Genomic DNA, 23,845 nt, shown 5'->3' with positions numbered 1-23,845 from the left:
TGTGCCAATGTCGCGCGTTGAACTGAGATCGGAGCACGCCAGGCAAAACGATGGAAGCGATACCCCGCGTCGCGTGGCGAGCGACCGCGACAATATCGAGCCGCGCATGCGCGTCGTTCCAATACTCGTCACGCTGGGTACGGTCGCGGTTGCGGCTTTGCTCGCCTGGGCGACGTGGCGGGTTTACATGGGTGCACCCTGGACGCGCGATGGCACGGTGCGGGCCTATGTCGTCACGATGGCGCCCGAGGTGGCGGGACGAATCGTCAAGCTGCCGGTCACGGATAACCAGTTCGTGCACAAGGGCGATGTGCTGTTCGAAATCGAACCCGCCGACTATCGCATCGCGCTCGAGAGCGCACAGGCCCAGTTGCAGCGCGATGGCGCAGCGCTCGACTATGCGCGCGCGAACGAGAACCGAAAAGCCAGTCTCGCGAAAGAAGGCTGGACCTCGACAGACGTCTACCAGCAAACGACCAGCACGCTGCATCAATCGGAGGGGATCGTCGCCTTGGACAAGGCCGCCGTCGCCAAGGCGCAGCTCGATCTCGGTCGGACCGTGATTCGTTCGCCGGTGAACGGATATGTTACCAATTTGCTGGCGCAACTCGGCGACTACGCCACTGTCGGTCAAAAGCTAATTTCCGTCGTCGACACCGACTCCTTCTGGGTCGATGGCTACTTCGAGGAGACTAGTCTCGGCAGGATCCACGATGGCGACCCGGCAACCGTCAAGCTGATGGGCTACAGCCAGCTCGTTCGTGGCCATGTCGGCGGCGTCGCTCGTGGCATCAACATCCCGAACGCGCAGCCGGACCAGGCGGGGCTCGCGTCGGTAAATCCGATCTTCACCTGGGTCCGGCTTGCGCAGCGCGTGCCGGTACGCATTCACATCGATCAGGTAGCGGATGGCATCCGCCTCGTGGCCGGCATGACGGCTACCGTGCAGATCGACGCTCCCCCGCGGGCGTCGCCTCCGTAGCTAGCAAGTCAGCCTACTTAGGCAAGGGTGCCGTCGCCTTGGCCGGACTCGACGGTCCGCTGTGAATCAAGACGCGGCATTTTTGGCGTATCGGGGGATATACTGTCAGCTAATCCTTCAGAAGCGAGCATTCCATAAACCATTATGCCAACGACCGCTTTCGCGGCAATATCGGCCGTTCGACGAATTGCCATGCGCTTGTCGTCCGTGTCGACACAGGTCGCAGACCGAACGATGTCGATCTGGCCGCGCTCACGCATCGCCGACAACCTTCGTCCACAACCTCGGCAGCCGCCTCCGGTGCGCGAAGTGTGCTAAGGTAGGCATCCATCTGGGCTGATGGCGTTCGACCAGCCGTGGAGAACACGGAGTGGTCGGCCATGGGTGCTCGACGGGCTGCGATCAGGTTGTTAAGCCCGCCTCCGCAGGGAGACTTTGAGTCGAGACATGACCGTTGCGATCGAGATGGGACACACGACGGCGGGCGCCCCGGCGACTCTGGACCTTGAGGAACTGCTGGCGAGCCGCCTGCTGGTGCAGGGCAATTCGGGCTCCGGCAAATCCCATCTGCTGCGCCGGCTGCTGGAACAGAGCGCGCCCTGGGTGCAGCAGACCATCATCGATCCCGAAGGCGACTTCGTGGCGCTTACCGACCGTTTCGGCCACCTCCTGATCGATGCCGAGGACCATACCGAGCGGGGCCTGCAGGTCGCCGGCGAGCGAGCGCGCATCCATCGCGTCTCCACGGTGCTCAATCTCGAGGGACTCGACGCCGAGAACCAGATGCGGCGCGCCGCCGCCTTCCTCGGCGGGCTTTTCGAGGCCGCCCGCGACCACTGGTACCCGATGCTGGTGGTGGTGGATGAGGCACAGCTCTTCGCGCCGGCAGTCGCCGGCGAGGTTTCGGACGAGGCGCGCAAGCTCTCGCTCGGCGCCATGACGAACCTGATGTGCCGTGGCCGTAAACGCGGGCTTGCGGGGGTCATCGCCACCCAGCGACTGGCGAAGCTCGCCAAGAACGTCGCGGCCGAGGCGTCCAATTTCCTCATGGGCCGAACCTTTCTGGATATCGACATGGCGCGCGCCGCCGACCTTCTGGGCATGGAGCGGCGACAGGCGGAGGCCTTCCGGGATCTGGAGCGCGGGCAATTCATGGCGCTCGGACCGGCCCTCTCCCGCCGTCCGCTGGGGCTGCGCATTGGTCCAACGGATACCACGCCGCGCAACGCGACCCCGCGCCTGATGCCTCTGCCGGAAGCGACACTGGACGCACGTGCCATCATCCTGGCAGCGCCGCCGCTCGAGAATAATCGGCCCCCGCGCCGGTCGTCGCCAGATCTCCTCGGCCAGCTCATGGCGGCGAAAACCGCGGCGCTGGAGGTCCGTCCCGAAGCGGTGGAGCAGTCACTCAGCGCTGAGGAACTGGCGGAGCGGCGTCAGCGAGTGGACCGTATTCTGGGCGCCGTCATGGCGGAACCCGACGCGGGATTCCGTGCCATCGGCCTCCTCTATCAGGAGTTCGTGGTCCGCTGCCGAATAGAGGGCCTCGGTTCGGCCGTGCCGGACCTGGGTGATTTCCGTCGCATGCTGACGCACGCCCGCGCCGGGCTCGGCTCCGATATGGCAGAGGATGACGGGTGGCAGGATGTCTCGGTCCGCGCCTCACTTCTGCCGGAGGATATGCAGGGCGTCTTCATGATGATCGCCCGCGCCGCGAAGGAAGGTTGGCCCTGCCCGGGCGATGCAGCGATTGCCCGCGCCTATGGCTCACATTCGTTGCGCCGTGCACGGCGTCTGCTGACCTACATCGAGGAGCAGGGCCTCATCGTTTGCCAGCTTGACGGTGCCGGTCGGCGGATCGTGACGCTCGTCGAACTGGCCTGGGCGACGGCACCGGGCGACCCCAATGCCGAGGAACTGCCGGCGGAGCAAGGCTGCGGCAGTTCGGCTCTATGATGTGACGGTCGAGCACGCACTCGGAAAAATACCACGCATCAAGCCGCGGCTGTCTGCAGCAGAGGTCTGCCATTAGGGCTTCTGTCGAGTGATACACAAACGAGGCAACTTGATAATGGCGCCCGTCTCGCTCCGCGGTATATGATTCGCAAAAATCGCTGAGCGTTGCGCTAGAGTTCTTTTGACGAGTCGGGGCTCTTGTCGCCGAACCGCTTTTTGCATATCTCGCGTAAAAGGAGTTCTGAGCTTGAGCGTTGCCTTCACCAAGGAAGACAGTGCCGAAACTGCGTCGGAGACTTTGCTCCCCGACCGCCCGGTTTCACCTCATCCGAACCTCGTTACGGAAGCGGGATTAAAGGCTCTGGAATTTCAGCTCCATCTGGCTCGCGAGGCATACGAGACCGCGCAGAAGATCGAAGACGTGAATGAACGACGGCGGCAAGGAGCAACCCCTTTGCGTGATGCGCGCTACTTTGCAGCGAGAGTTCGGACGGCCCAGGTCATTACCAATCCTACGTCGACCGACACTGTCGCGTTTGGGAGCACCGTGACCTTCAGGCGCGACGATGGGCGCGTGCAGAAATATCATATCGTGGGAGAGGACGAAGCGGACCCTAAGGCCGGTTCTATTTCCTTCGTATCCCCAGTAGCACGGTTCCTGATGGGCAAAGCTGTGGGGGATGTCGTCGGTACATCCGGTCAGGAGCTTGAGATCATTGCGATCTCGTAGCACGCCCGCACCGGCCGCTTTGCGCCACGAGCGGTCCTGCGGCGTTCGGGCTTGGCGGCCGCCTTTCGAAAGCAACGTAGTCTCCGGTGAAGAATGGCCTTTTCACGCAGGCAACGGATTTAGCTGAGGGAAGAGGCTGGCGAAGAAGAGGCACAACAAAATCCTGAGCCACTTGACGAGGCGGCGGAAGTTGTAGCCGGCGGCGGCGAGGATGGCGTTGTTGAGGTCGCCATTGCGGTGGGCGAGATAGTTGCGGCCCATTCGGTGCTCGTCCTTGAGATGGCCGATGACTGGCTCGACGGCAGAGCGGCGACGCATCTCTCGTTTGATCGCCGGGGTCACGCGGCGCTTCTGTTTTGAGGTGTAGATTTTGAACTTGTAGTCGGGTGGCGCGTTGTGGCCGCGATAGCCGGCATCGGCGTGGAGCCGATCGATCGTAGCGCCGACGAGTTTCTCGATCCCCGGGATCACCTCAGCCAGCGTATGGCCGTCATAGGGATTGCCCGGCAGCGCCTGTACATGGGCGACGAACTGGCCGCCCTTGCTATGCTTGAGGGGGATGGCAACGCTGACCTTGACGCCGAACTCGTAAGGCTTGTGGGCCTTGCCCTTGCCGATGCATTCCACTTCGGGGGCATGCAGGCTGTAGACCTTGGCGCCGCGCTGCCCGCGTTCCTGCTCGCGCACCCGCCGGCTAAGGCTGAGCAGGTGAGCGAAGCTGCCCTCGAGCCCATGGTCGCCGTCGATCTTGCGGGCAATGTCGCGGATGACGCGGCCCAGATAGGTCTTGAGCGTGCGCAGAGCCCGGTTGGCGCGCTTGAACTGCTTGGCATGGGCGTAACGCTGATGCTGGATCAGCGCGGACTTGCCGACCCGCGTGTACGACTGCCGGAGCTCCACGCCCAGCTTTTTGGCCAGCGTCGCCAGCTTCTCACGGGCCCGGTTCAACAGCTTGGCGTCGGTCGGGAAGGCAACGTTCTTCGGCTGCACCGTGGTGTCGACAATGACGCGCGAGAGTTCCGAAGGCTTCATCGCGCCGGTTCGCGTCGCTACCGCCAGGCTCTCCTGCAACAGCGCTTGCAGCCGCTCCTCTCCCATGCGGTTGCGCCAGTGGGTCATCGAGGAGCGATCGAGCGGCAGCCGGTGCTGGAAAAACTCCTCGCCGCAAAAGTACTGGTAATACGGGTTCTCGATCCACTGCTCGCACACCACTTCGTCGCTGAGGTTGTAGGTGTGCTTGAGAATCGCCAGCCCCGCCATCAGCCGGGTCGGCAGCGGCGGCCGGCCGGAGCCGTCGGCGTAAACCGCCCCGAACTTCTCTTCCAGAAATCCCCAGTCGATCGTCCGCGCCAGCTTCGCCAGCGCGTGATCCATGTTGATGACCTGGTCCAGCCGCGAACGAAACAGATCCTGCTCGCCGCTTTCCCGCCGCTCCCGTGGCCGCATCGAATCCCCTCCGATCACATGATCGGTAGAGAATCACAGCTTCAGATTCGAGGGAATCCTCAACACGAATTTGCAAGAAAATCGACGCAGCAGCTACGATTGCCGGCAAATCCAATCACAGCAATCCCCGCAATTTCCATTGCCAATCAATCGCTTCGGGATATTTCACGGAGGACAACGTAGGCTAGGCTTCGAAATAGCTCGGCTGGTCGATATCGGAGATAAGCCCCGACTGTTTTGGCTTCCAACCCAGAAGCGCATGCCCCGCCGCGATCAGTTTCTTTGGACAACGGCGGAGCCGACAAATCCGGTGGCACCGGTAACAAAGACACGCATGAGGTAGTCTCCAAGTTTACGTAGTTGAGACTGTCCGCGCACAAGTCATTCTGGTAAAGTAGTGGCATTATAGAGGTATAATGAGTAGCACAAATTGATTTTCATTTACATCCGGAACGAAGCAAACAAGGCTTTTTCCGCCTGGCTCGCATATCGCTCCCTGTGCCGCAAGACGAAAAACGAGCGCTTCGGCAAATCGATCTTTACTCGATGAAGCGTTCCCGCAGCCAGTGACGACGCTATAACCAGGTCCGAAATCGCCGTGGCGCAATCCCCGGATTCCACGGCAACGCGTACGGCTTCGTTCGATGGCAGCTCAAGCCGGAGATCAAGGTCCGATAGCTTCATGCCGAGCTTCTTGAGCGCAGCCTCGAACATGGAGCGGGTGCCGGAGCCTGGCTCTCGCAGAATCCAGCATGTATCGGTTAGAAGTTTTGGCGTGATGCGCGCCTTGCCGATCCACGGATGGCTCGCTCCAACCACTACGGCCAACGAATCGCCTTCCATTTTTCTAATAGCCAGCGAGGGGTCGTCAACCTCACCCTCGACGAAACCGAGGTCTGCATCTCCTCGATGGACAGCTTGGGCGACTTGCTCGGTATTTGCGATCGTGACGTGCAGATCGATTCCTGGATGGGCCTTGCGAAACGCCTCAATGCGTGGCGGCAGCCAATAATTTGCGACAGTCTGGCTGGCTGCCACGTTCAACGAGCCACGCTTGAGGCCAGCCAAATCATTTAAGACCTGTGCCGCGGCCTTGGCGCGAGCCACAACCGCGTGTGCCTCATTGAGGAAATCGCGGCCCGTCTGGGTCAGTACGATGCCGCGGCCGACGCGGTCAAACAGCTTGATTGCGTAACGCGTCTCCAGCGCCGCGATCGCGGCGCTCGTTGCTGATTGCGTCAAATTCAATTGGCGCGCGGCCTGCGTAACATGCTGCTTTTCGGCCACCGCGATGAAGATGCGAAGCTGCTCCAGAGTCATAGCGCGTTACTCCATCAATTTGATCAGCGTGAGGCCAAAGCCCGCGATGAACAGGAAGGCGAGTGCACCGGGCAAGGCAGGCCGAAAGCCTTTCGCCGTCAGCCTGCCGATGTCAGTCTCCAGGCCTATCGCGGCCAATGCAATCGAGAGAAATGTCGCCGCGGCCACAATCCATGCCTTGGCATCGGCGGCGATCGGATCGGCGAACATCACGACCGATCCGAAGACGGTTACACACGCGATTGCGCAGGAAGCCTCTTCATCAAGGGCATCGGTAACGGTATTGGTGGCAATACGACGCAGCCAGCGGAGACGCAATGTCACGCCCTGTTTCGCCCAGGCCGCCGTCCCGGCGATGTTGTAGAACGCAATTCCAATCATCATCGACAGGATCACGGGACTGAACGTCGCCATGCCCGGTAGCTGTCTGATAGCGAGCGCCAATCCCGCGATAACCCAATTCAGGAACAGGCCCGGCAGAATTTCGGGGGTGTTCCGGCCGGGCTCTCGTTGGACGGCGGAAGGGAGGCGGGCGTCAGCACCGTCGTTCAGCGATTCGGCAAGTTTGGTGCTTGAGACAAACGTCATGAGTTGGCTCCATCGGCCTTCCAACTCGATATCGGTCATCTCTATCGATCAATCTAACAGATAATAACGGTAAAACCAATCGTTTTCATATCTTGATCCAGGCTCGCTTGGTGGAAAAGGCGATGGCGCAGGATCCCGCGACGCCATCGTCAACAGTGTCTGGTCAACTCATCAAGTTTCGAAGCGAAACTGGATACTGCATGCGCTGTCTCATGATCGCATCCGGTCTTCCCGACACGATCGGCAATGCCGTGCAAGCTCGAACGCCCTGAAGACTACCGCGCCGCGTCGTGCTCCGAACAACCCGGCACAGTTAGTCTCCGGCGGTCTCATCTATCGATCGCATCGATTGGAAAGATGAAAACAATGAATTGGATTGCTGAAACGGGCACGCCTACGTTGATCAACATCACCAACGCTCAACAACAGACCAATGGAGAGACGAAATGCGACGATTTCTTATGGTCCTGGCGCCCCTTCTTACCTCAGCGTACATTCTTGGCGAGCCAACACAAGCAGCTGCACAGACATATCCAGTCTGCCTCGCCGGCGGCTCTACCGATGCCGTCCAGTGCGATTACGTGAACCTTGAACAATGCCGCGCCACCGCGTCCGGCGGCTTGGGCTATTGCGTCATGAACCCTGCCTACAGCTCCAATGCGTATGCGAGCTATCGCGCCGCCGGTAAGCGCATTCACTAATCGATGGGGATCGGGAGACCCGCGCCGCTCGCGAAATGATGCGCGAAGGGTCGTCACGATTTGGTCGGCGCGGAGCTTCATGTTCGTTGCACGAAGAGAGATTCAATGATCGCTAACTACACAAACCACGCGGCGAACGAGCGAACCTATCTTGCGTGGATACGCACCGGCTTGGCCGTAGCGGCATTTGGATTTTTTCTCATCAAGCTGAACGTCTTTGTCGATGCGGTCGGTGGCGGAAGCATACCCCGTCTTGCTCCGGACTACGCCGGCGCGTTCGTCGCGGTCGCGACCCGCTATGCCGGACTGGCAATGGTTACGATTGGAATCGCCATCATCGCACGAAGCAGCTTCGCCTTTGAACGCACGCGCCGCGCGATCGATCGCGATGAGGTTATCCAGATCCCGCAGTCCCGTGCGGAGTTGCTACTTTCGGCGGCGCTCGCGATCGCCGTGCTGATTTTCTGCATCAATCTCGCGCGGATTTGACGTTCTTGCCGCGCGATTCCATTTCGAAACCCGATAGGAGAACTCTGCGATGGATATGAAAACCGACAACTGGTCCGGCACGGCTACGCACCCCGTTGGACTGATCATCCGGCAAAAAGACCCCAATAATCTGGAAATGCCATTCGATCAGCTCGGCGACTTCATCACGCCGTCCGAGCTGTTCTACATTCGCAGTCATTTCCCCACGCCGGAGCTGGATCCGCTCGCCTATCGGCTATCGATAAGCGGCGCCGTGCGAAACGAACTAAGCCTGAGCTACGCCGATATCCGCGCCATGCCTTCACGGACCTGCGTCGCCACGCTGGAATGCGCCGGCAACAGCCGCGTGTTCATGGTGCCGCCGGTGCCCGGCGCACAATGGCAACTCGGCGCGGTCGGCAATGCCGAATGGACGGGTGTTCCCCTTCCCGTGCTGCTGGAAAGCGCCGGACTCGCCGACGAGGTTTGCGACTTGGTGCTCGAAGGCGCCGATCGCGGCGTGCCGAAGGAAGAGCCCAAGCCCCCGGGTCCGATCTCCTATGCCCGCAGTATCCCGAGGACGAAGGCGATGGAGTCCGATGTGTTGATCGCCTACCAGATGAACGGGCAGGACCTGACGCCCGATCATGGCTATCCACTCCGCGCCATCGTGCCGGGGCATTACGGCATGGCGTCGGTCAAGTGGCTGACCGACATTGTTGCGGCAACGCAGCCCTTTCAGGGCTACTGGCAGACGTCGGACTACGGCTATTGGGATGATTCCGAGGGGACACCTGTGCGCCGGCCGCTCGCCGAAATGAAACTGAAGTCGCAGATCGCACGTCCACGCGTGTACGAGACGCTCGAACCCAATCGCTCCTACACCATTTTTGGCGCCGCATGGGCGGGGGACACCGATGTTACCGAGATCTGGATCAGCCTCGACGGCGGCGCATCGTGGGTTCAGGGCGATTTCGTCGACCCGATCAACCGCCACGCATGGCGCCGCTGGAAATACGATTGGATCACGCCGGCACAACCCGGCGGTTATACGCTGTTGGCGCGTGCGGTGGGAGCAGACCAACGTGGCCAGCCAGACGCTCACAATCCAAATTTCGGCAGCTATGTGATCGACCACCCCCTGCCAATCGAGGTCTTTGTGGCTGCGGTTTGAATTGCGGCGTGCGCCGCTCGAAGTGAACCGGGGAGCGGGGATGTCCGGCAGCCAAAACCGGACCTTCCTCAAATGTGCCGTTAGACCCAGAGCTGAGCTCACGGCCGGGCGCCTGTTCTCCGGACGGTTTACGGGCCCAGCCCCACGACGCAGTGTCTGCGTTCACCGGCAGGGTGAACTTAAACGTGACACCGTGGGGTAGGTTTGCCGTGGCCGTTCATTTTGTTCTCTGTTCGCGTCGCTGGGAAACCAATTCGCGACCCTTCAGCGTGCCCGCTCAAATCCCTTCATAGGTCCGGCGCGACCGACTAGACTATGAATGTGACGTCGGCCTATGGGCACTTTGCCGACGTCGGCGTTTGGGCGAACGGCCGCTTTGCGCGGCGGGTCGCCATAACCGGTCGTTTCTCCGAGATCCGACTTTGATCCAGGCGATCGTCCAGAGTTAGCGGGGCTCAGCCATTGACGAATTGCCAGGTCACCTACGCGGCGACCGTCAATTCGATTGAACTCCCTAAAACCAAATTTAGTCGTTTTCGTTGCGCCCACGCTTAGCGTTGCGTCTTGAACGATGCGTGCAGAACTAAAATGTCGATCTCGTTGCTTCGCCGAATCCGCTTCCTGATCTTGGCAACAGCTCTCACGACAGCCACTTGGTCAAGTTACCAAGCCATCGGGTCCTTTCAGACCAAGCCGGCCTAAATCACCGTCAGCGTGATGTGTGCGTGGACTTAGGAAATTCTATCGGTTCCACTTTCAGAGCATTTTTTTCAAGCTTCATCACCTACTGCCGATCGAGAGGCATAAAGCCGTCCGCCAGCGTCTGCATGAAGGCGACGAGCGCGTCCTCTTCTGTGTCAGACAGGCCTAGATTCCCGACTTTGCTCGTGTTCATGTTGTCGGTCGATTCTGGCGCAGGCCAGCATGTCGTGCCCTCACCGGCGTCGCCAGGCTTGCATCGGGGCAGAACGTCACGCGTGTTGTAGAAATGCACGATCTCTTTCAGGCTGGTAAAGTATCCATTATGCCCGTAAGCCTTCACGAATGCTGGAGACGGCCGCTTGTCGACATTGCGCAGTGTCGGCACTTGCATTCGCGCTTGGTTGTCGGGCGCGAGTTTCAGCCATCGCTGATCCACCGCAGAGGGCTGGCTCAGCAGATGCCCTTGCTTGAGAAAGGTGCCGACGCCGCCATCGACGAATGAAGATCCTTTCGGATTTGCGGCATAGCCCAATGCGTCAGGCCGGTTTTCCTCATAGTAAGGAAGCCTCGGGTTGGCCGGCGTGCCGATATTGCTGGCGGTGAAGTCGGTGAACAACGGGTCTTCGCCGGGTCCGCCGTCACGGTGACACTTGTTGCATCGTGCCTTGCCGCGGAACAGGTCGTATCCCTGCTGCTCCTGCGGCGTGAACTGCGTCTTTTGCGCGCGTACCGCGTCGAATTTTGAGGTGAACGACGTCACCTCGGCTGACGCCTCATAGCCAGCAATGGATTGCGCCATCTGGTCGAAGGTGGTGCCGGCCCGACCGCGATCGATCCGGCTCAGATGAATCGGCAACGGATCGCCGGCGGTCGCTGGCCCGGGCCGATTGCAGACCTCCGCCACGTCGCCGGGCCATGCGATCGCAAAGCTCTGTGGCCCCCACACGCTCTCGAACAGGACGCGATAAGGCCGCTGCGAGGCGCGATAGACCGCGCAGGCGATATCGGGCAGGCCCATTTCCACCGGATTGGTCGGCGGGCCCTGCGCCTGCTCGGCGGCCGGGTTGCCCAGCCGGCGTCCGGTCGCGCGCATGTCCCAGAAATTGCCGCCGACGAGGTCACCCTGCCCGGGATTGTAGTGCAACACCGGCGACAGCGGAGCGTAGGCGTGCGACTGCGGCTTGCGATCGGAAAATCGCGTGCGCACTGAGCCGGGATAGGCGCCGGTGGAGCGGTTCAGCTCCGATACCGGACCGGTAAAGCCGGTCTCGGGCATATGGCAGAACGCGCACGCCTCGTTGCGGTATACCGACAAATTCTTGTCGTACAGCATCACCTTGCCAAGCAATTCGATTTGCTGGATCTGATTATCCGGCGGCGCAGCAAGGCGCTCGATTGTCTGCGCTTCGATGCGGTCAATCGCGGCCTCGACCTGCGCAATTTCCTGGAGCGCCTGAGGAGTGAGCTTCGCGATGGCTTCCTGCGCGTTTGGCGCGTCCGCGCCCAGCGTGGCGACGAAGATCGCAGCTGCGATCGAAAAGAGCGTGCGCCGTATCTTCACTTTGGAACCCTGCAAGCCAGCGCTAAGCGGCGCGTGCAGAACATAGCACCGTAACCCGACCGCTTTAAGACGGAGTGCCCCGGCGCAACAATTCCGGCGTGACCTGCCTCATGCGGCGTATCAGGCAACGCCTGGAATACGACGGCTTATCTGTGCGCTTTCGTAAGCGAACGCGCCAACTCATAGGAATGTCCTATAAGAGTCTGCGGAAGTATATATTTCCTCTAATAATCATCGCCTCCTATGGTCGTGTTCGGCACCACCGAACCTCGATGGCGCCAGCCCAGGACCATCAAAGGAGGCCAGACAATGAGTAATAAACTGACGACCGCATTCGGCGCCCCTGTCGTTGACGACAACAACATTATGACCGCCGGCCCGCGTGGACCCGCGCTACTGCAGGATGTGTGGTTCCTGGAGAAGCTCGCCCACTTCGACCGCGAAGTGATTCCCGAGCGGCGCATGCACGCGAAGGGCGCCGGCGCCTTTGGCACCTTCACGGTGACACACGACATCACCCGCTACACCAAGGCCAAGATCTTCGCCGAGGTCGGCAAGCAGACCCAGATGTTCGCTCGCTTCTCGAGCGTCGCCGGCGAGCGCGGCGCGGCCGATGCCGAACGTGACATTAGGGGCTTCGCTCTGAAATTCTACACCGACGAAGGCAACTGGGATCTCGTCGGGAACAACACGCCGGTCTTCTTCATCAAAGACCCGCTGAAGTTCCCCGATCTGAACCATGCCATTAAGCGCGATCCGCGCACCGGAATGCGCAGCGCCGACAACAACTGGGATTTCTGGACGCTGCTGCCGGAAGCGCTGCATCAGATCACGATCGTGATGAGCGAGCGCGGCATCCCGAGGACCTGGCGCCATATGCACGGCTTCGGCAGCCATACCTACAGCTTCTTCAACGCTCAGAATGAGCGCTTCTGGGTAAAGTTCCACTTCCGCACGCAGCAGGGCATCCAGAACATGACGGATGCCGAAGCGGTGGCGGCGATCGGCGGCGATCGCGAGAGTCACATGCGCGATCTCTTCGAGGCCATCGAAGGCGGCGATTTCCCACGGTGGACGCTCTATGTGCAGATCATGACGGAGGAGGAAGCCGACAACTATCCGATCAATCCCTTCGATCTGACGAAGGTCTGGCCGAAAAAGGACCATCCGCTGATCGAAGTCGGGGTCATGGAACTCAATCGCAACCCGGAAAACTTCTTCCAAGATGTCGAACAGGCCGCGTTCGCCCCGACAAACATCGTCCCTGGCATCAGCTTCTCTCCGGACAAGATGCTCCAGGGCCGCCTATTCTCCTACGGAGACACCCAGCGCTACCGGCTCGGCGTCAATCACTCGCAGATTCCGGTAAACGCCCCGAAATGCCCGGTCCATAGCTACCATCGCGACGGCACGATGCGCGTCGATGGCAATGGTGGCCGCGGCACCCATTATGAGCCGAACAGCCGCGGTGCGCTCCAGGCGCAACCCGATTTCTCGGAGCCGCCGTTGAAGAGCGAAGGCGCGGTGGCGCGCTGGAACCACCGGGAGGATACCGACTACTTCTCGCAGCCGGGCAACCTCTTCCGCATGATGTCGCCCGCCCAGCGGCAGGTGCTGTTCGACAACACCGCGCGCGCGATCAATGGCGCTTCTCAGCCCGTCGTCGAGCGCCACATCGCCAACTGCACGCAGGCCGATCCGGCCTACGGCAAGGGCGTGGCCGACGCGATCGCCAAGTTCGCTCGATCGAGGATCGTACCCAACCCCGTGACCGAGGCAGCCGAATAGCATCTGAAACCTCAACCCTCGGGTAGATCGGCAACGCCCCGAATGCCGTCTGCCCTTGGCACCCTGTCCGCGCTGACCCCTCTCAGCGCGGACAGGTCATCCAACGAAAAGCGCCGAAGGACGAACTGACCATGGTCGACTATGTCGCTCATTTTGAAGCGACGCTCGCCGCGCTCAAGGACGAGCGCCGTTACCGCGTCTTCGCCGATCTCGAGCGTCAGGCTGGTCGCTTCCCGCATGCCCACTGGCATAGCCCAGCCGGCAAGCGCGACGTCGTCATCTGGTGCTCCAACGATTATCTCGGGATGGGCCAGCACCCGAAAGTAGTCGGCGCCATGTGCGATACGGCGCGCACGATGGGCGCCGGAGCTGGCGGAACGCGCAACATCTCAGGCACCAACCGGGCGGTCGTCGCGCTCGAAGACGAACTCGCCGACCTGCATGGCAAGGAGGCGGCCCTGGTTTTCACATCCGGCTATGTCTCCAATCTTGCCGGCATCGCGACCATCGCCAGGCTGCTGCCGGACTGTCTCATCCTTTCCGATGCGCTCAACCACAACTCGATGATCGAGGGCGTGCGTGCCGCCGGCTGCGACAAGCTGATCTGGCGCCACAACGACATCGCTCATTTGGAAGAGCTGCTGATCCGCGCTGGAAACGACCGGCCAAAGCTGATCATATTCGAGAGCGTCTATTCGATGGACGGCGACATCGCGCCAATCGCCGGGATCTGTGATCTGGCCGAGCGCCACAACGCCATGACCTACATCGACGAGGTCCATGCGGTCGGCATGTACGGCGCGCGCGGGGCCGGCATTGCTGAGCGCGACGACGTGATGCACCGCATCGATGTGATCGAAGGCACCCTCGCCAAGGCGTTCGGAACCCTCGGCGGCTATATCGCCGGCAAGGGTGCCGTGATCGATGCGGTGCGCTCGCATGCGCCAGGCTTCATCTTCACGACCGCCTTGCCACCCGCTGTCGCGGCTGCGGCGACGGCGTCCATCGCGCATCTGAAGGTCTCCCAGGTCGAGCGCGCCGACCAGCAGGCGGCTGCCACCGCGACGAAAACGGCGCTTGCGCAAGCCGGCCTGCCAGTGATGGCGACCGACACGCATATCGTGCCGGTGATGGTCGGCGATCCCGATCTCTGCAAGCGGGCGAGTGACCTGCTGCTGGAACGGCATGGGATCTACATCCAGCCAATCAATTATCCGACCGTGCCGCGCGGCACCGAGCGGCTGCGCATCACACCGGGCCCATTCCATGGGGCCCGCCTGATCGCGGAACTCGCACAGGCCATGATGGCGGTATGGCAGGAACTCGGCCTGGCACTCGGCGATGCACGAGCGCCGTCACGAACGGGCGGAAATGATAGGTGCCGACGGCTGAAGCGTCGGCCCTCCCCGCAACGGCAGGCCAATCTCGCTCGGTGCCCAATCATGGCGATTACTTCGAGGCACACATGACCTTCTACCGCGCGAACCTTGCAAGCCTGACAAAGGAGGCGTTTTCGCAGCCTCCGAAAGCCAACTTCATCACCCCCCGCAAAATCGGCATTCTGCTGAGCAACCTCGGCACGCCCGACGCAACCGATTACTGGTCGATGCGACGCTATCTTTCGGAGTTTCTTTCGGATCGAAGGGTCATCGAAGCACCGCGTCTGATCTGGTTTTTCATTCTCAACGGGTTGATCCTCACGTCTCGCCCAGCCACGAAGGGGAAAGACTATAAGACGATCTGGAATCGCGAATTGAACGAGAGCCCGCTGAAGACGATCACGCGCGCGCAGGCCGAGAAACTGCAGGCCGCGATCGACGCCGGGCTGCTGGGTCCAAACTCGGTTGACGTCGTCGTCGACTGGGGCATGCGATATGGAAATCCATCGCTCAAATCGGCTATCGACCGATTGGCAGATCAGGGGTGCGACCGGCTCCTGCTGCTGCCGCTCTATCCGCAGTATTCCGCGGCCACGAGCGCAACGGCCTGTGACAAGGTGTTCGAGGCGCTGGCTAAGATGCGGCGGCAACCCGTCCTTCGTGTGGCCGCTCCCTATTACGACGACACCTCCTACATCGAGGAGATATCGCGCTCGATCACGGATAGGCGGGATGGTCTGAGTTTCGAGCCGGAGGTGGTCGTCGCCTCGTTCCACGGTATGCCGGCCGAAACGCTGGCCAAGGGCGATCCCTATTACGAGCACTGCCAGAGAACCGGGGAACTGATCCGCTTGCGCTTGAGACTGCCCATGGACAAGTTCATCGTCACGTTCCAGTCGCGCTTTGGATCGGCCGAATGGCTTAAGCCCTACACCGATGAAACAGTGAAGGCGCTTGCGGCCAGCGGCGTGAAGCGCATCGCTGTCCTGACCCCGGGGTTCTCGGCGGACTGCCTGGAAACGATCGAGGAGATCGGCAAGGAGAACGCCGGGTATTTCTTTGAGGGCGGCGGCGAGGAATTTGTCCGGATTCAATGCCTCAACGCCAGTGACGGCGGGATGCGTTTGATCGAGACCATCGTCCGCCGCGAATTGCAGGGATGGATCTAGCGTGGCGGAAGGCCCCCGCGGGCGACATCTTCACAAATAGGATTGTCACAACCTTCGTTGATTATTGATAGTCATCTCCTATATACTCGCGTATGAATGTCTCGGGCCTGTCTCTTCGCGATCTTGAATACGCCGTCGCCGTTGCGGAGCTTGGCAGCTTCGTCAAGGCGGCCGAGCGGTGTCACGTCGCCCAACCCTCCCTCTCCGTGCAAGTGAGCAAGCTCGAAGCCCGACTCAAGACGGTCATTTTCGAGCGTACGACCAGGCGTTTGATCGTGACCGCAGAAGGGCAGCAACTCGTCGATCAAATGCGCAAGATATTACTTGAGACCCGTGGCCTCCTCGACCTCGCCAGTCGCTCCGGCGAGCCCTTCGGTGGCACGCTCCGGCTGTCCGCGATAGCGACACTCGGACCCTATTATTTCCCCCACGTCCTCCACGATCTGCGCGCGCGCTATCCCGCTCTCTCCCTCGTCCTCGGCGAAGGCAGAACCGACGATTTAATTGCGGCGCTGATCCGCGGTGATCTCGATGCCGTCGTCATGTCGGCTCCCGTCATCGAACCGGGGTTGAGTGAAGCCCCTCTGTTCCGGGAACCCTTCGTAATGGCGTGTCCACGCGGCCATTCGGCCACATCACCGCGCGGCATGGGATGGGTGGGCCTGGAGGCCAACGAGCGCCTGTTGCTTGAAGAAGGCCATTGTCTCCGCGAGCAGGCGATCGAGGCATGCTCCGAAATCGATGCCTCAAACCGCCACGCGACCAGTCTTGAGACCCTGAAATACATGGTCGCAGCGGGCGAAGGATGCACCTTGATGCCAGCACTGGCGGTCACCGAAATCAACGGCATCGAATATGTGCCTTTACCGCTGGCCGGTTACTCGCGGACGATTGAACTGGTCTGGCGCCGCAGCGACCCGCGCGCCGATGATTTCGCCAATCTCGCCGCCCATCTTCAGAATTTTCGTCATCCTGGCATCGAGCATTGCGACAGCGCCTCACTGACAGGCTCGGATCGTTCCAAAAAAGCTCTATAGGCTATTTAAACTGGCGATCTAGGCATGACTCGAACATGCCGCCTTCGGTTTACGAAACCTTTCCAAAGAAAATATTTCAATATCTTGGCGGACGTCTGTTGCACATCCGTGGCGCGGAAGAGGAGGAATATGGACTTGCGGGATGGACTAAATTCGCAGTCTGGATCAGGCCATTGAAATCATTGAGGCTTGGTTAGCTTTTCCTGAGCAGTGTAGACCAGCGCTTGATCATCGATCTCCTGAACCGGGAGGTTGGGTATCCCGGCTGTGGCATGCAGCTCCTGCAAGGACGGCATGGCCGCGGTTCCGGCCGCTACCTCGATCGAGATCGACGGCCAGCGCATCATGATGATGGCAGCAACCAATGCTATTGCGGCAAATGCAGGGATTCTCAGGCGCATCATGGCGAGCCTCCGTTCCCACCCCTGAATGGGTCGTCGGTCCTGCCGATATGGTTCAAGGAACGCTGTCGATTCAGCGAACCGAGGCCGGCCCCTTTTGTCGGCACAACGCTAGAGCCTCACGCTGCCTTCCGCGAAAGCAGCTGATGATGACTGTTGCACAAAAGCATCGAGAGCGGCGGCGGCACCGGCGGCTATGGCTGCGGCGATAAGGCATGCGGCGATGAACGAGCGCATGATATTTCTCCTGTTACCCCGCAATTACGCGGGAAATGAATAAGCTTCGGTTTCAATCTCCATGAAGGTGCGGCCGAGCGAACCGACACGGGCATAGAAGCAAGCCGGGTTCGCACGCTCCAGATCGATGAAAAAGCGCCTTGCCCATGTTGCCAGATGCTTCACGAAGAAATCGCGATCGCAACCATCCGGACCGGTGATTGCGCCGCCGATCAGGCCCGCCATCATCTCACAAAGAGTTGCAATGTGATCCTCGGGCTCGGACCGATTCACCCGCTCGATACCGAGAAGCTGGAAGGTCTCGCGCAATTCCACGAGCGGGCGACCGTACAACGAGCCGGTCAAATACTGGGACGCGTAGGGCACGAGTTGGCCTTGGACCAGTCCGACGAACAGGTCGAAATACTCGCGCGCAGCGCTTGCTTCGCTGGATCGGCCCGAAGCGTCGGCGAGAGCCGCATGCGCCATGCCGAGCGGAGTTGCGTCACCCTGAAGCGATGCCAGGCGGCCAATCAGCTGGGCATCAGGACCCCGGGCGAGCAAAGTCGCCAGCAGTGCGTATTCGCGCGCACGGGCACGATCCAGTTCATCAACTACCCGCCTGTGAGAACTGCGAGTAGCCAGCTCCCCCATCGTTCCATCCTGGTCTGCGACCGGTACTGCGGCCAATCTGCAACTCCCTATCGCGGCAATGCGCCGCCGTGTGAGCGGCGCTTTGGCGGAGCGCCACTTTCTTCTTTCGCACTTGGATGCTCGATCTCCGCGCGCCCGGCAGCGGTTCCATTCGGTGCGCCCGGAATATCGGTCTGGTCGGGCGTTCCGATTTCCTGGACAATTTCCGCTGGCGCCGGCGGTTCCACCACCATCGGCAATTCGGCAATCGCGCCAGCCAGGTCGGCTAACTGACCAAACGCCTGCCCGAGAAGAGCAGATATGTCATCGGTTCCTTGCAGCGGTCCAAAGCCCGGTATGGCGGTTGGGTCGTTGAAGTCCCATTGATTTTCTGCAATGCCGATGAAGTCGCGAATCGCCGGATCACTCATCCAGGCTCGACGTAACGCCGCGCGAGACAATTCGGCCGGCACCCGGCCCTTCAGAAATGCACGAATATCGGTATCGACTGTGATGGCGTCGATCGGCGGCAGATCTTCAGGATCGACGAGCCCCTCATCCAATCCGGCCTCGGGCTCCGCATTCGCCGGCCCGACCGAACCAGCCCGCGTATCGTCCTGGTCGCCGCCTGCTTGATCTTTGGAAACGGTCTCGCGCTTCAGTCGCGACCAGCGTGAGAGGGAGCTTTCCGACGCAGTCATGTCTCGTTCCCTTGCCCGTCCTTTTGACGGCCGAATTCGGCAGGCCCACGCCGGCGCTTGATGAAGGGCCGCTCAACATGATGTGTGGCGATGAATTGGCCGACGATCGCATGGATGTCCCGCGGCATCGGCACCGTCTCTACGAGGTTGCTGCCCGCATCCGTGAAACCCTCACCCTCCGCCGGATCGGCCGTCACTGCGAGAAGCTCGTAAGGCGGATCCGATCTGGTGGGGCTCAAGACCACCCACAGCCTGGGTGTGTCGGACGCGAGATTGTCGCGGTAAAAGGTCGACTCGGTTCGGTGCAATTCGATCACAGCCTCGCCTGCGTAAAACAACACGCTTTCCGCCTGCACATCGAGCACTGTCCACGGTTCGGCCGAGGGTTTCCCCGCAAGAACCGAAACGGGTCGCCACAGAAATTCGGCCCAAACGCTCTTCGCTCGACGCCGTTCGACGACGACACCCACCGGAATGCTCACAAGTGTGGTCGATCTCAATTCGCAGCCTCCTCGCAACGGATCGGCAAGCCGGTCACGAGGTTTTGCGGCTTCAACCACAGCACTTCGTCGGCCGTCATGGCCGCCAGCAGATACACCGGCTCTCCTCTGACCTTCTCGATCACATCTGACGGATTGTGGAAACTCAACCGATACAGGCCGACGAGCCGCGCCTGCAGCGCACTATCCATGTCATTTCCATTCCAGATCGCGTCGCCGATCCGCGTCGCGTCGGCACTCAGCCCGACATACCATGACAGCGGTGCGTCGCGCAGTTTCGTCAGCGGTTCGACCGCGACGTCCACGGCAAGCAAGTGCAATATCCAGCGCGCGATCACCTGGCCCAGCGCGGCCGATCCACGTTGTCCGGCTGTCAGATCCAGCCCCATGTCGAATCGGTCGCTGCGCTTCCAGTAGCTGTCGACCGTGATATCGGTGAGCACGTCGGCCTCGATCGCCGCCGGCAATCCCAGCAAGGCAAACAGGGGCGACTGGTGCCGCCGGTCGGAAACGCTTCCCGCGGTCTCCTCATCCCAGGCGATGATCGAGTTGCCTTCGAGCGTCAGCTTCTGCGGACGAAAGAACATCTCGGCAGCCCGCAGAATAAACGCATCGGTACAATCATTCAGCGCGTTGCGCAGAATGACCTGTATCAACTGCCCAACAAAAACCTGTGGCAGTTTGATATTGCGCCGCACGATTTCCAGATAAGCCGATTCTAGGGTGCGATACCTCACCAGATGATTGCGCCAGGCAATCATCATCTCCCAGTTTTCACGCGCATCCGGATCTGCGATGGCGGCGATCTGCGACGAGGTTACCGCCTGCCGTGGATTGCTCAGCAAGATATCGTGAAGCCGGCGTTCGACCGGACAGGCTTCGGGCGGCGGAACCAGTTCGGCGCGAGCCAAATACACCTTCAGGAATTCGTCCGTGAGGATCAACCTTCCCGCGGCGTCGCGATCGAGCAGATGATGGCCGCAAGTTAGCCAGAAATCATGCTTCCCGCTCAAGGGCGTGTTCCTTCCCGTAGCGTCGCAAGGTCGAGATGTTCGTCCGGATCCTGCTCTCCTCCAACCACCTCCACGAAATGGAAGGCCCGCGACGGCGACTGCGCAGCGGGACGTAATGATCGGAACACCTCGCGGATCGACCCGCCCTCGACGCTCCGTGTCACCGCGACAACGACGCCGGCAGGATGATCGCAGAGCGACGCTGCAAATGCGACCTCCTCCCTGGCAGCGTTGCTCGCCGAGACGAGGTCAGGTGCACCAAATTCCCCGACCAGTTGCGCGGCAAGCAAACCAATTACATCCGCATGGTCTTGCTCTGTGGCATCGACGATCTGAACCAGCGTGGAACGTCCGAGTGAGTTCAGCCCCAAAAAGCCGGCGCGAAACGCCGCGCGGGATTTGCCCGGCAGCGCCGGAATGTCCCGGTTGAGGAAGGCGAATGCGCCGGATACTGCCCATTCGCCCGGGGCGGCGGCCCGGTCGAAGATAAACGAGTCGGAGGCGTCGAGTTGAATGGTCCGCAGCAGTTTCACGTCCGCGGCCCCCGCTTGTCGATCCGGTCACGTTCCCGCAGATAATCGTCGGTGGTACGGACCGAGCGATCCGGTGCGCCATAAGGATCAAAATGCCCTTCGGAGACGACAGCGACTCGGCAGTCCTCGCACATCTTGATAAGGTCGGCGCGGCGCGACGAACCTGTATACATCCAGTGTCTGCCCTCGAGTTTGGCTACGACACGATCGATTGTGCTCTTCACTCCGAACGGCTTGTTGCACTGGATACAGCAGAACGGCTCCTCCTCCTTCAGCACACGGGCGGGAGCCGTGGCCGCGCGGAAGTCGATTTGGGGCTTCAGCGTAATGACCTGTTCCGGGCAAGTCGCCTGGCAGAGCCCGCATTGCACGCAGGCGTCTTCGATGAAGCGTAACATCGGTCGTTCCGGATCGTCTCGCAGCGCACCGGTCGGGCACGCCGACACGCAGGACAAGCAAAGCGTGCAGTCACCGGCGTCGACTTCCACCGAGCCGAACGGCGCGCCCTTTGGCAGCGCGATAACGTCGACGGGGTCAAAAGCCGCCCGGTGGAGTTCCCGCAGGGCGAATCGCAATACTTCGCGCTTGCCCCCCGTGGCCTGAAAGCTTGCCGGCCGCGGCGCTGACGGCATCGATGGAACCTCTCGCAAGGCGACACCGACCACATCCGGATCGTCGGTCTCCAGCATTGCAATGCGCGGGCCGGTGAAGCCCAGACCTTGCAGGATCGGCTCTGCCAGTGCGACCGTCTGCCTCAAGCCGGAGACATCGTGACGTGGCCTGTCCCGCAGCAGGAAGCGGATGGCAGATGCTCCATATGCAAAGCCCGCCACGATGCTCTCCAGTCCAATCTGCGTGGTCTCATTGACGGAGAACGGCAACACATGCGCCGGCAATCCATCGCCGAACTGCGCCAGGGCTTCGAGCATGGGAGTCCCGTGCGCATGATCATGGAACAGAACCACCGGATGCGTGCCACCTGCTCTGCGATAGGTAAGCAACATCGCCCGCAGCTTCCGCAGCAGCACATCCGGCGGCGGCATTGCGTAGGATGCCGCGCCTGTCGGGCAAGCTGCCGCGCATTGCCCGCAACCGGCGCAGACGTGCGGGTTGATCGCCACATGATCGCCCGCCGGCATGATGGCGCCCGCCGGACAAAGATCAAGGCACCGCCTGCAGCCAACGATATTCGAGCGCGAATGCGCACACAGCGATGCATCGAAGGCAACGTATCGAGGTTTCTCGAACGTGCCCGTGAGATCTCGTGCTTTGAGCACCGCCTCCAGCATGGCAGACCGGTTGTTCGGATCGACGCGCAGATAGCCGTCACGAAGGTCGGCTGCCGAAAATAGCGGCGATCCGCCGGAAAGATCCAGGATGATGTCGCAACGCGATTGCGCGCCGTTGCGCGCCGGTCCGTACAGCAATGCACCGCGCGACGACAGCTCAGGCTCCGCGAAATCATCAATGACCAGATCGAAAGCGCCAAAATGGCCTCTCGCGATCGCGACCTTTCCTTTCACAACGGGAAAGTCAGTACCCCCGGGGCATGCGATCAAGGCAGGCGGCGTGATCAGAACGGTAACGTCGAGATGCTCTTTGAGCAATTCTCCGGCTTCAATCGCGGTTTCGTCCCGTCCATACACGAGGATGATACCGGAGCTGTCGAAGCGCACGAAAAGCATGTCCGGCATCGGTACAGCAGCCGCCGCCTGCAAGGCAGACAACACTGGATCCGCATGGCTGCCCAGAGTGGGCTGAGAATCTTGCATTTTCCCGGATGCCTTTCCGGCGCTGAGCTCTGAGAGATGAATTATTGGTGCGATCGAACTATTCCGCCGGTGCGGATTGCCTGGTCTTCCGCCTCTCTAATTGTTCGGCCAGCCAGACGTCGTGATGTTCCTTGGCCCAGTTGACATCCACTTCGCCCGTGCCCATCGCTTCGAATGCGCCCTCCATCCCAAGCGTACCGATGTAGATGTGGGCGAGGATCAACGCAATGAACAGCACGGCGACGACGGCGTGCACCACCTGCGCAAGTTGCATCTCGGCGACGTTGGTTTCGTAAAACGGAAACAGCAACAGAAAGCCGGATACCGAGACTGCCAGGCCTGCCGTCAGTGAAAGCCAGTAGACCGCCTTCTCGCCCAGATTGAAGCGTCCGGCGGGCGCGTGTACCGACTTGATGAATCCGCCACCTCGCTTAAGCCATTCGATATCTACCCTACTGGGAAGGTTGTCCTTGAAAAAGATCGCGATGATAAGGACGAGGCCGGCCACAAACGAGAAGCTGGTGAAATTGTGGACATACTTGGCGATCTGTGAAATCTCCGAGAAGGCCTCTGGGCCGGTCACGGGTAACAACACGATCTTGCCGAAGGTTATGTTGAGCCCGGTGAGGGCAAGGATGACAAAGGACACCGCCGTGAGCCAATGCGAAAATCTCTCAAAGGCCCGAAATCGGAGCACGGTGCGCCCGGACCGCCCCGCCGAAATCCGGATCCGACCCATGATGAGATAGGCGGCGCCCAGCAGAACGACGGTGCCGAGGATCACAACCGCAGCGCCCCAGTGCAGCAGCACCTCGTGGAAATAGTCCCAGGTCCGTCCCGCCGGCTGGATCAGCACGCTGGCCTTTCGGTCCGGGATGTCAATGCGCCCTTCGATGCGCGGCGCCTGCATCAGCAGGTCGCGTTGAGCCGTGACGCTCGCCGTCGGGTTCGGCGCGCCATCCGGGCCGAGCTTCTGTGCAAACGCCGGAGCCGCAACCATTGCCAAAAACAGCAGCGCGGCGACGATCGGAAGACGAGTACGTGCGAAGCAAATCATGACAACATTACTCCGGGC

General features: G+C 60.9%; 23 protein-coding genes and 2 pseudogenes. 10 read left to right on the top strand and 15 right to left on the bottom strand.

The features are described from left to right. Positions 1-7 precede the first annotated feature (7 nt). Entirely contained in the window at positions 8-982 is a 975-nt protein-coding gene (locus V1289_RS36500) for an HlyD family secretion protein (protein WP_334403487.1), read from the top strand. Positions 983-999: 17 nt separating this feature from the next. On the opposite strand, the gene V1289_RS36495 is transcribed toward V1289_RS36500, so the two are convergent. Continuing rightward, entirely contained in the window at positions 1,000-1,242 is a 243-nt protein-coding gene (locus tag V1289_RS36495; protein ID WP_334403485.1) for a hypothetical protein, read from the bottom strand. Positions 1,243-1,429: 187 nt separating this feature from the next. Between V1289_RS36495 and V1289_RS36490 the strand changes: the two genes are divergently transcribed. Continuing rightward, positions 1,430-2,938 carry an ATP-binding protein gene (locus tag V1289_RS36490; protein WP_334403483.1) on the top strand — a complete coding sequence of 503 codons (1,509 nt, stop codon included), beginning with the start codon at positions 1,430-1,432 and terminating at the stop codon, positions 2,936-2,938. A gap of 247 nt (positions 2,939-3,185) precedes the next feature. Continuing rightward, a complete protein-coding gene (greA, locus tag V1289_RS36485; protein ID WP_334403481.1) occupies positions 3,186-3,668 on the top strand; it encodes a transcription elongation factor GreA in 483 nt (160 codons plus the stop codon). Between the two features lie 102 nt (positions 3,669-3,770). On the opposite strand, the gene V1289_RS36480 is transcribed toward greA, so the two are convergent. The 4 genes and pseudogenes from V1289_RS36480 to V1289_RS36470 all read right to left on the bottom strand — a co-directional run bounded on the left by V1289_RS36480 (position 3,771) and on the right by V1289_RS36470 (position 7,061). Further along, complete coding sequence (locus V1289_RS36480; protein WP_334402437.1) at positions 3,771-5,114, bottom strand: IS5 family transposase; 1,344 nt, start codon at positions 5,112-5,114, stop codon at positions 3,771-3,773. Between the two features lie 226 nt (positions 5,115-5,340). Continuing rightward, a pseudogene (locus V1289_RS50025) lies at positions 5,341-5,450 on the bottom strand (NAD-dependent epimerase/dehydratase family protein); the annotation flags it as partial. A gap of 105 nt (positions 5,451-5,555) precedes the next feature. Then, complete coding sequence (locus V1289_RS36475; protein WP_334403479.1) at positions 5,556-6,434, bottom strand: LysR family transcriptional regulator; 879 nt, start codon at positions 6,432-6,434, stop codon at positions 5,556-5,558. Positions 6,435-6,440: 6 nt separating this feature from the next. Then, positions 6,441-7,061, bottom strand: coding sequence for a hypothetical protein (locus tag V1289_RS36470; protein WP_334403477.1), 621 nt, complete (start codon positions 7,059-7,061; stop codon positions 6,441-6,443). 407 nt (positions 7,062-7,468) lie between these two features. On the opposite strand from V1289_RS36470, the gene V1289_RS36465 reads away from it, so the two are divergent. The 3 genes from V1289_RS36465 to V1289_RS36455 are packed head-to-tail and all read left to right on the top strand — an operon-like array spanning position 7,469 to position 9,365. After that, the gene (locus tag V1289_RS36465) at positions 7,469-7,723 is read left to right on the top strand and encodes a DUF3551 domain-containing protein (RefSeq protein WP_334403475.1); all 255 of its coding nucleotides are present in this window, start codon (positions 7,469-7,471) and stop codon (positions 7,721-7,723) included. Positions 7,724-7,783: 60 nt separating this feature from the next. Then, positions 7,784-8,212 (top strand): YidH family protein, encoded by a 429-nt coding sequence (locus tag V1289_RS36460; RefSeq protein ID WP_334403473.1) that lies wholly within the window; start codon positions 7,784-7,786, stop codon positions 8,210-8,212. Positions 8,213-8,261: 49 nt separating this feature from the next. After that, entirely contained in the window at positions 8,262-9,365 is a 1,104-nt protein-coding gene (locus V1289_RS36455; RefSeq protein WP_334403471.1) for a sulfite oxidase, read from the top strand. Between the two features lie 784 nt (positions 9,366-10,149). On the opposite strand, the gene V1289_RS36450 is transcribed toward V1289_RS36455, so the two are convergent. Then, positions 10,150-11,628: a cytochrome-c peroxidase gene (locus V1289_RS36450; protein WP_334403469.1), complete on the bottom strand. Its 1,479-nt coding sequence runs from the start codon at positions 11,626-11,628 to the stop codon at positions 10,150-10,152. Between the two features lie 309 nt (positions 11,629-11,937). Between V1289_RS36450 and V1289_RS36445 the strand changes: the two genes are divergently transcribed. The 4 genes from V1289_RS36445 to V1289_RS36430 all read left to right on the top strand — a co-directional run bounded on the left by V1289_RS36445 (position 11,938) and on the right by V1289_RS36430 (position 17,001). Further along, positions 11,938-13,416, top strand: coding sequence for a catalase (locus V1289_RS36445; RefSeq protein WP_334407816.1), 1,479 nt, complete (start codon positions 11,938-11,940; stop codon positions 13,414-13,416). Positions 13,417-13,547: 131 nt separating this feature from the next. Further along, complete coding sequence (hemA, locus tag V1289_RS36440) at positions 13,548-14,885, top strand: 5-aminolevulinate synthase (protein WP_334403467.1); 1,338 nt, start codon at positions 13,548-13,550, stop codon at positions 14,883-14,885. Beyond that, positions 14,882-15,964: a ferrochelatase gene (gene hemH / locus V1289_RS36435; RefSeq protein ID WP_334403465.1), complete on the top strand. Its 1,083-nt coding sequence runs from the start codon at positions 14,882-14,884 to the stop codon at positions 15,962-15,964. Before hemA ends, hemH begins: the two co-directional genes overlap by 4 nt. Before the next feature lie 92 nt (positions 15,965-16,056). Beyond that, positions 16,057-17,001 carry a LysR substrate-binding domain-containing protein gene (locus tag V1289_RS36430; RefSeq protein WP_334403464.1) on the top strand — a complete coding sequence of 315 codons (945 nt, stop codon included), beginning with the start codon at positions 16,057-16,059 and terminating at the stop codon, positions 16,999-17,001. 179 nt (positions 17,002-17,180) lie between these two features. On the opposite strand, the gene V1289_RS36425 is transcribed toward V1289_RS36430, so the two are convergent. The 9 genes and pseudogenes from V1289_RS36425 to V1289_RS36385 all read right to left on the bottom strand — a co-directional run bounded on the left by V1289_RS36425 (position 17,181) and on the right by V1289_RS36385 (position 23,827). Beyond that, positions 17,181-17,405: a hypothetical protein gene (locus tag V1289_RS36425; RefSeq protein WP_334403462.1), complete on the bottom strand. Its 225-nt coding sequence runs from the start codon at positions 17,403-17,405 to the stop codon at positions 17,181-17,183. A gap of 108 nt (positions 17,406-17,513) precedes the next feature. Continuing rightward, positions 17,514-17,639, bottom strand: coding sequence for a hypothetical protein (locus V1289_RS36420; RefSeq protein ID WP_309183304.1), 126 nt, complete (start codon positions 17,637-17,639; stop codon positions 17,514-17,516). A gap of 24 nt (positions 17,640-17,663) precedes the next feature. After that, a complete protein-coding gene (locus tag V1289_RS36415; RefSeq protein WP_334403460.1) occupies positions 17,664-18,308 on the bottom strand; it encodes a TorD/DmsD family molecular chaperone in 645 nt (214 codons plus the stop codon). Between the two features lie 11 nt (positions 18,309-18,319). After that, positions 18,320-18,952 (bottom strand): DUF3306 domain-containing protein, encoded by a 633-nt coding sequence (locus V1289_RS36410; protein WP_334403458.1) that lies wholly within the window; start codon positions 18,950-18,952, stop codon positions 18,320-18,322. Further along, positions 18,949-19,452 (bottom strand): DUF3305 domain-containing protein, encoded by a 504-nt coding sequence (locus V1289_RS36405; RefSeq protein WP_334403456.1) that lies wholly within the window; start codon positions 19,450-19,452, stop codon positions 18,949-18,951. The genes V1289_RS36410 and V1289_RS36405 overlap by 4 nt, the downstream gene beginning before the upstream one ends. After that, positions 19,449-20,465: a DUF6352 family protein gene (locus V1289_RS36400; RefSeq protein WP_309183301.1), complete on the bottom strand. Its 1,017-nt coding sequence runs from the start codon at positions 20,463-20,465 to the stop codon at positions 19,449-19,451. The genes V1289_RS36405 and V1289_RS36400 overlap by 4 nt, the downstream gene beginning before the upstream one ends. Then, positions 20,462-20,998, bottom strand: a complete 537-nt coding sequence (locus tag V1289_RS36395; RefSeq protein ID WP_334403454.1) for a DUF6505 family protein — start codon at positions 20,996-20,998, stop codon at positions 20,462-20,464. Before V1289_RS36395 ends, V1289_RS36400 begins: the two co-directional genes overlap by 4 nt. Beyond that, a pseudogene (locus tag V1289_RS36390) lies at positions 20,995-22,746 on the bottom strand (4Fe-4S binding protein); the annotation flags it as partial. The pseudogene V1289_RS36390 and the gene V1289_RS36395, both read right to left, overlap by 4 nt. A gap of 82 nt (positions 22,747-22,828) precedes the next feature. Then, a complete protein-coding gene (locus V1289_RS36385; RefSeq protein ID WP_442896115.1) occupies positions 22,829-23,827 on the bottom strand; it encodes a formate dehydrogenase subunit gamma in 999 nt (332 codons plus the stop codon). Positions 23,828-23,845: the final 18 nt, after the last annotated feature.

This window comes from Bradyrhizobium sp. AZCC 2289, assembly GCF_036924615.1.
GTDB lineage: Bacteria > Pseudomonadota > Alphaproteobacteria > Rhizobiales > Xanthobacteraceae > Bradyrhizobium.
The sequence above is the reverse complement of the archived record's forward strand: the minus strand, read 5'-3'. Positions and strand labels throughout refer to the sequence as shown.